The organism is Nocardia ignorata NBRC 108230 (assembly GCF_001612905.1).
Taxonomy (GTDB): domain Bacteria; phylum Actinomycetota; class Actinomycetes; order Mycobacteriales; family Mycobacteriaceae; genus Nocardia; species Nocardia ignorata.
The window spans coordinates 445,452-451,932 of the sequence record NZ_BDBI01000005.1; the positions used below are offsets into that span (position 1 = coordinate 445,452).

The 6,481-nt window shown below is 67.1% G+C and carries 6 protein-coding genes and 1 pseudogene; 3 read left to right on the forward strand and 4 right to left on the reverse strand.

The genetic code is table 11. The features are described from left to right. The first annotated feature begins 5 nt into the window (after nucleotides 1-5). Nucleotides 6-2,039 carry a CocE/NonD family hydrolase gene (locus NI2_RS05900; RefSeq protein WP_067486912.1) on the forward strand — a complete coding sequence of 678 codons (2,034 nt, stop codon included), beginning with the start codon at nucleotides 6-8 and terminating at the stop codon, nucleotides 2,037-2,039. Here NI2_RS05900 and NI2_RS05905 read toward each other — a convergent pair whose 3' ends face one another. The 4 genes from NI2_RS05905 to NI2_RS05920 are packed head-to-tail and all read right to left on the reverse strand — an operon-like array spanning nucleotide 2,040 to nucleotide 4,755. Continuing rightward, nucleotides 2,040-2,657: a UdgX family uracil-DNA binding protein gene (locus NI2_RS05905; RefSeq protein WP_067486915.1), complete on the reverse strand. Its 618-nt coding sequence runs from the start codon at nucleotides 2,655-2,657 to the stop codon at nucleotides 2,040-2,042. Further along, entirely contained in the window at nucleotides 2,654-3,433 is a 780-nt protein-coding gene (locus NI2_RS05910) for a DUF72 domain-containing protein (RefSeq protein WP_067486917.1), read from the reverse strand. Before NI2_RS05910 ends, NI2_RS05905 begins: the two co-directional genes overlap by 4 nt. A gap of 7 nt (nucleotides 3,434-3,440) precedes the next feature. Further along, nucleotides 3,441-4,400 (reverse strand): TIGR03557 family F420-dependent LLM class oxidoreductase, encoded by a 960-nt coding sequence (locus NI2_RS05915; RefSeq protein WP_067486920.1) that lies wholly within the window; start codon nucleotides 4,398-4,400, stop codon nucleotides 3,441-3,443. A 16-nt stretch (nucleotides 4,401-4,416) separates the two neighbouring features. Next, nucleotides 4,417-4,755: a plasmid stabilization protein gene (locus tag NI2_RS05920; protein WP_067486922.1), complete on the reverse strand. Its 339-nt coding sequence runs from the start codon at nucleotides 4,753-4,755 to the stop codon at nucleotides 4,417-4,419. Nucleotides 4,756-5,243: 488 nt separating this feature from the next. Here NI2_RS05920 and NI2_RS05925 point away from each other — a divergent pair, with 488 nt between their 5' ends. Next, nucleotides 5,244-6,143, forward strand: a complete 900-nt coding sequence (locus NI2_RS05925) for a metal-dependent hydrolase (protein WP_067486925.1) — start codon at nucleotides 5,244-5,246, stop codon at nucleotides 6,141-6,143. After that, nucleotides 6,140-6,481: pseudogene (locus NI2_RS05930) on the forward strand (PDR/VanB family oxidoreductase); the annotation flags it as partial. The gene NI2_RS05925 and the pseudogene NI2_RS05930, both read left to right, overlap by 4 nt.

Here is a 6,481-nt window from a genome sequence, read left to right on the forward strand (position 1 = left end):
GAGGTATGGGCAAATATCGTGGGCGACTGGCGGCGCTGATGGCGTCGGTCGTCGTATTGGCAGGTGCGGTGGCGTCCGCGCCGATGGGTTCGGCCGCACCGGCCGCCGAGGGGCTCGATGCCCAATTCGCGGCAACTCATACCGGGCCCCAGCAGTACCCCAACGTTTTCATCGAGTGGGACGTCCCCATCGCGATGAGCGACGGCACGGTATTGAAAGCCAACGTCTATCACCCCGCCGGTGCCGACGGTCAGCCCATCGCCGAACCCACGCCGACGATCGTCAATATGACGCCCTACACCAAGCTGGTGTCCAACATCGCGGACTCGGCGCTCGCGGTGCCCGGCCTGTCGGATCTGCTGATGCCGGTTCTGCAGAACCTGGACTTCTCGCCGTTCGGGTTCAGCAGCCTCAGCGACATGATGAAGGCGCTGCCCGGCGGCGCCGCGCGCACCTTCGGTGTCGACCGCAATCTGATCCGCGGCGGATACACCCAGGTGGTCGTCGACGTGCGTGGCACCGGGTTCTCGCAGGGCACCTGGCAGGTGTTCGGTGAACGCGAGCAGCTCGACGGCGTCGAGGTGGTGGACTGGGCGGCGAAACAGCGCTGGTCCGACGGCAAGATCGGGATGAGCGGCATCTCCTATTCGGGTATCAACCAGCTGCACACCGCTCAGCGTCAGCCCGAAGCACTGAAGGCGATCTTCCCGGTGGTGCCCGGTAGCGACCTGATCCGCGATGTCGCCGCCCCCGGTGGCGCGCTCGGCGTCGGCTTCATCCCGGCCTGGCTGCTCGCGGTCGACGGCGCCAAATTGCTGCCCGACATGGTGTCGATCCTGGCGGGCAAGTTCGACTGGGTGTGGCTGGCCGACCGGGTGCGCGACCCGTTCACCTTCTTCAATGTGCTCATCGCCGCGCTGACCACCCCGACCGTCGAACAGATCCCGCCGGAGATGTCGGCGATCCTCGACGACGATTCGGCGCTGCGCACCGCGTGGGTCGGTCAGCCGGAGAAGGTTCAGGTGCCCGCGTTCCTCTACGGCGGCTGGCACGACATCTTCACCTACTCGACCCCGCGCATCTACAACGCGCTCGATGTGCCCGCCGAGCAGAAGAAGCTCATCATGGGCAACGTGTATCACGTGACCGTGAGCTCGGGGCTCGGCCAGCCGGGTGCGCCCGCGCCGCTCGAGGCATTGCAGCGCGCGTGGTTCGACAAGTGGCTCAAGGGCATCGACAACGGCATCGACCGGTACGACCCGGTGACGCTGTGGCAGCAGGGCAGCGAGCAGTGGACCACCGATGTGGCGTTCCCGCGCCCCGGCATGGAGTACCGCCGGATGTATCTGGACGCCGCGCCGTCGGGGACCGCGCCCGGTGCCCGTCACGACGGCAGTCTGGTCACCGCTCCCGGTGGGGCGCAGCGTCTTTCGGTGGATCCGAGCTTGTCGACGATCTGTTCGCGTGATGCCGCACAGGGCACCGCCGGACTCGTTCCACTGCCGGATGTGTGCGCCAAGGATGCCCGGATCAGCGAGGGCGCCGCGCTCACCTTCACCACCGCGCCGGTCGACAAGCCGACGCGGATCTCCGGGGCGATCGCCGCGCACCTGAACACGGTGCTCGACACCACCGACGGGTACTGGACCGTGACCGTCAACGATGTGGCGCCGGACGGACGTTCGACGGTCTGGTCGCAGGGTCAGCTGATGGCGTCGCTGCGGGCGATCGACGAGGCCAAGTCCACCCGTTCGCCCAACGGCGACTACACCGACCCGTACCCCATCCTCACGCTGGACACGCGTCAGCCGACGGTGCCGGGTGAGCCGACGACCATCGAGATCGGCATCCGCGCCACCGACGGTGTGCTGCTGCCGGGGCACCGCCTGCGTATCGACGTGTTCGCGGGCAACTTCCCCAGTGCGATCCCGCTGCGGCCGTTGCTGAACGAGAGCGGTCTGCGGACCCAGCACCTCGAGCTCGACCCGGCGCGGCCGAGCTGGATCAATGTGCCGATGGATGTCGATCCCGGCTGGTGATCAGGCCCGCTCGAACAGGTGGGTCAGGTCGTCGACGAACTCGGCGTAGGCCTGGGTGCGGTCGGTCGCCCGCAGCACCGAGGACGGGTGCACCGTCGCGCCGACCCGGAAATTCTCGAGTTCGACCGTGCGGCCACGCAATTCGGTGACCTTGGCCTTCGGGCCGAGCACCGATTGCGTGGCGATGGCCCCGAGGCAGATCACGAGTTCCGGTGCGATGAGGTCCAATTCGCGGGTGAGCCAGGGTGCGCAGGCGACGATCTCGGTGCGGCGGGGTTGCTGGTGGATGCGGCGTTTGCCGCGCTGCTCGAAGCGGAAGTGCTTCACCGCGTTCGTGAGGTAGAGCGTTTTCCGGTCGACGCCGATGTCGTCGAGCGCGCGGTCGAGCAGTCGTCCGGCCGGTCCGACGAACGGGTGGCCGTCGAGGTCTTCTTCGTTGCCGGGTTGTTCACCGATCAGGACGGTGCTCGCGTGCGGTGCGCCCTCGCCGAACACCGTCTGGGTGGCGTCGCGATACAGGTCGCATCCGTGGCAGGCGTCGGCGGCGGCCGCGAGGGTGGCCAGGTCGTCGGTGCTCGGCACGTACTCGGCGGCACCGGGGTATTTGGTCGTGGTCATGAGGCGGCTCGCTGGGGGGACAGGTCCGGCACGCGGGTCACCTCGGCGCCCGCGCCCTCGGCCAGGTGGGCGAAGGTGACGGCGTCGCGCACGGCCGCCCCGCCGGGGTCGTTGTTGAAGTAGACGTAGCAGTCGGCGTCGGCCGGAAAAGTGTCGAGCAGGCGGTGCACCCAACCGTTCAAGGCCTGCCTGCCGTAGTGCGGCGGTGGGTTGGCGCGACCGGCGTGCAGGCGCAGATACGCCCAGTCGGTGGTGCGCCACAGCGGGGTCACCGGCCGGGAATCACGATCCGCCCAGGACAGCGCCGCTCCGCGTGTACACAGGACATCGCGGATCTCGTCGGTCCACCACGACTCGTGTCTGGGTTCCACCGCCACCCGCACCGAGGACGGGAAACAGCGCAGACAGTCGTCGAGCAGGCCCGCGTCGGCGCGCAGGGTGGGTGGCAGTTGCAGCAGGATCGGGCCGAGCCGGTCGCCGAGGCCCTCGGCCCGATCGAGCAGGCGCTGCACCGGTTCCTCCGGCTCGCGCAGTCGTTTGATGTGGGTGAGGAACCGGCTGGCCTTCACCGCGACAACGAAATCCGCGGGCGTGCGCTCGCGCCACGCGGTGAAGGTTTCCCGGCTCGGCAGCCGGTAGAAGGCGTTGTTGGATTCCACCGTCGCGAAGGCCTGGGCGAAATGCTCCAGCCAGCTTCGCATCGGCAGCCCCTGCGGATACAGCACACCGCGCCAATCACGGTATTGCCAGCCGGAGGTACCTATCCGCAGGGGCATCGCCGATTCAGCCCTCCGCGCGCAACAGCGGTTGGAGTTCGCTGCTGTAGAAATCGAGGAACGCGTCGACATCCGGACCCGCGTTCATCAGCACCACCCGGTCGAAGCCGGCGTCGGTGGCCTTGCGGACAGCCTCGACATAGCGTTTGGGGTCGTTGCCGCAGACCATCGCCTCGAGCATGTCGTCTACTCGCACGGTGGTCGACGCGGCGGCGAAGTTCACCGGGTTCGGCAACTCGCTCATTACTTTCCAGCCGCCGGTCATCCACCGATTCGTCGACAGCGCGGCCTCCGCGGCCTTGCGCTCGTCGGGATCGAAGGCGACACCGACCTCTACATAGCGTGGTCCCATGCCACCGGAATCTCGATAGGTGCGCGCCAGATCGGGATCGGGTTCGGTGGCGAACAGGCCGTCGCCGAGTTCGGCGGCGATCTCGGCCGCACGTGGACCACCCGCCGCGACAGCGATCTTCGGCGGTGTGTCCGGCAAATCGAAGATCCGCGCGTCCGACAGCGACAGGTAGCGACCGTCGTAATTGCGGTATCCGCCGCGCCACAGCAGGCGGATGATCTCGAGCGCCTCGCGCAACATCCGCTGCCGAACGAGCACCGGCGGGAATTCCTGGCCGACCACGTGCTCGTTGAGCCGCTCACCCGACCCGATCCCGAGGGTGAAGCGTCCGTCGGAGAGCAGCGCCGTGGTGGCGGCGGCCTGGGCGATGATCGCGGGGTGGTAGCGGATGATCGGGCAGGTCACACCGGTCGCGAGCTCGAGGCTGTCGGTGCGCGCGGCGATAGCGCCGAGTACCGACCAGGCGAACGGTGAATGGCCCTGATTGTCCAGCCACGGGTGGAAATGGTCGCTGATCTCGACGAAATCGAAGCCGACGGACTCGGCCCGAACGGCCTGGCGGACCAGTTCGTTCGGGTCGAAGGCCTCGGCCGCCAATTTGAATCCGATCTGCATGGCGAACCTCTCCGGGTCAGTGGCGTCCGAGGGCGTTGGCCAGTTCCTGCTTGTTCATCTTGGAGCGGCCGTCGATATTGCGGCGGCGGGCCTCTTCGTACAGTTCGTCGCGCGTCTTGCCGCTGCCCTTGGCCTGCTGACCGCCGCGACGGGAGGTGCCACTGGACTTGCCGCCGGATTTCCCGCCGGACGACGACCCACCCGACTTGGTCTCGCCGTGCTGGGCGCGGGTCTTGTTCACGGTGCGGGCGGCGATCTCCTCCGCGCGGTCCTCGCTGCGGCCCCGCTCACGCTCGGATTTCTTGACGTCCTTGTACTGACGTTCGCGTTTGTCGCTCCACGCTTGCTGCGGCATGAGTCTGCACCTCCTGGGTGGTGGGCGTTCTGCCTGCGGCCTACCCGGTGGGTGCCTGAAGAAACATCATGGTGCGTCGCGCTTGACGTAGTGATGGCGTCCACCGTTGGTGGGCGCCATCGCGGTTCTGGCCTTCAGATCAGACGAAGAAGTTCCAGATCAAATCGGCGATTGCCTGAAAGAAATCGATAAACATAGGTGTTCACCTCCTTCGTGAAATCTGGCCAGCTACCGGCCAGCGGCTGCAGGGGTCTTCGCAGTGTTGTGGCTGGTAGTGCGGCAGAAGCCTGGCTTCTATTCGCATATATCGAGGATACCCAGATAGCTGTTAGCAATAACTCAGCGATCGATCCATCTCGTATCGATACACGAATGAAGGAATTTGGTGTTACGTTGAGTACGGGATAGTTGTACGATCAGGACCAACCCGCGAGGCGCACCGTCGCGCCCCGGGCGCACAACGATCGTGCGGTGATCGAGGAGTACCGATGAAGTTACTTCGCTGGAGTGCCACCCGACCGGACATCGATCCGGGAGCGGTCGCGCTGCACGCGCGCAATGTCACCTTCGACTGGTCCGGCGTTCCCTTGCAATGGATGCCCGCCGAACCTGTTGCGGGACATTTGATCTGCGCCCTGAACATGCTGCTGCCCGAGGGCGAGCGCATGTTCATCGCCACCTACCGCGAGGCGCTGGCCTACGTCGAGGACGAGAAGCTGCGCGAGGACATGCTCGGCTTCATCGGCCAGGAATCCATGCACGCGGAAACCCACGCCAAGGTGCTCGTCGACATGCTCGCCGCCAACGGCGTCGACACCGCGCCGTACGAGCGGCAGATGGAATACCTGTTCCGGGTGACGCTCGGCAAGCGCGGCGAGGGTCGCGCGGGCAAGCAGATGCTGGTGGAACGGCTGGCGTTCATCGCCTGTCTCGAGCACTTCTTCGCCTGGCTCGGCAACTGGGTGCTCAATGCCGACCTGGAGAAGTTCGGCGCCGACCCGCGCATGGCCGATCTGTTCCGCTGGCACGGCGCCGAGGAGGTCGAGCACCGCAGCGTCGCCCATGATGTCGCCGAGTACTTCGGTGTCGGCTACCTGCGCCGCGGCGCGACGATGACGCTGGTCTTCCCCATCTTCCTCGCGCTGCTCCTGCGCGGCACGCGGTTCCTCGTGCATCAGGATCCGCAGCTGCCCGACCACGGGTATCCGAGGCTGATCGCGGGTGTGTTCGGTGCGATGTGGCGTGGCGCGATCCCCGGTGTGCCGTCGCTGCTGGTGAGCGCGCTTTCGACCTTTCAGCCGGGGTACAACCCGGAAAATGTCGGGTCGACCGCCCAGGCGCTGGCCTACCTCGCCGCCTCGCCCGGCGCACGCGCGGCGGCGTCATGACCGTCCGCGACATCCCCGGTGATCTGTACGGCAGGCATCGGCACGACCCGGGGATGCGGGTGATCGACACGATCGCCACCTTCCGGCTCCGGTGGAGCGCGCTGGTGAACCGTCGTGATCCGCGCTCGCGCGTCGCCGACCACCGGCTGCCCGTGGTCGTCACCGAACGCCGGATCGAGGCGCACGACCAGGACGTGGTGAGTCTGCGCCTCGAGTCGCCCGAAGGTCGCGTGCTGCCGCGCTGGCGTCCCGGCGCCCATCTGGATCTCGAGCTGCCCTCGGGCCGGTTGCGGCAGTATTCGCTGTGCGGTGATCCCGCCGACGCGCGCGCCTACCGG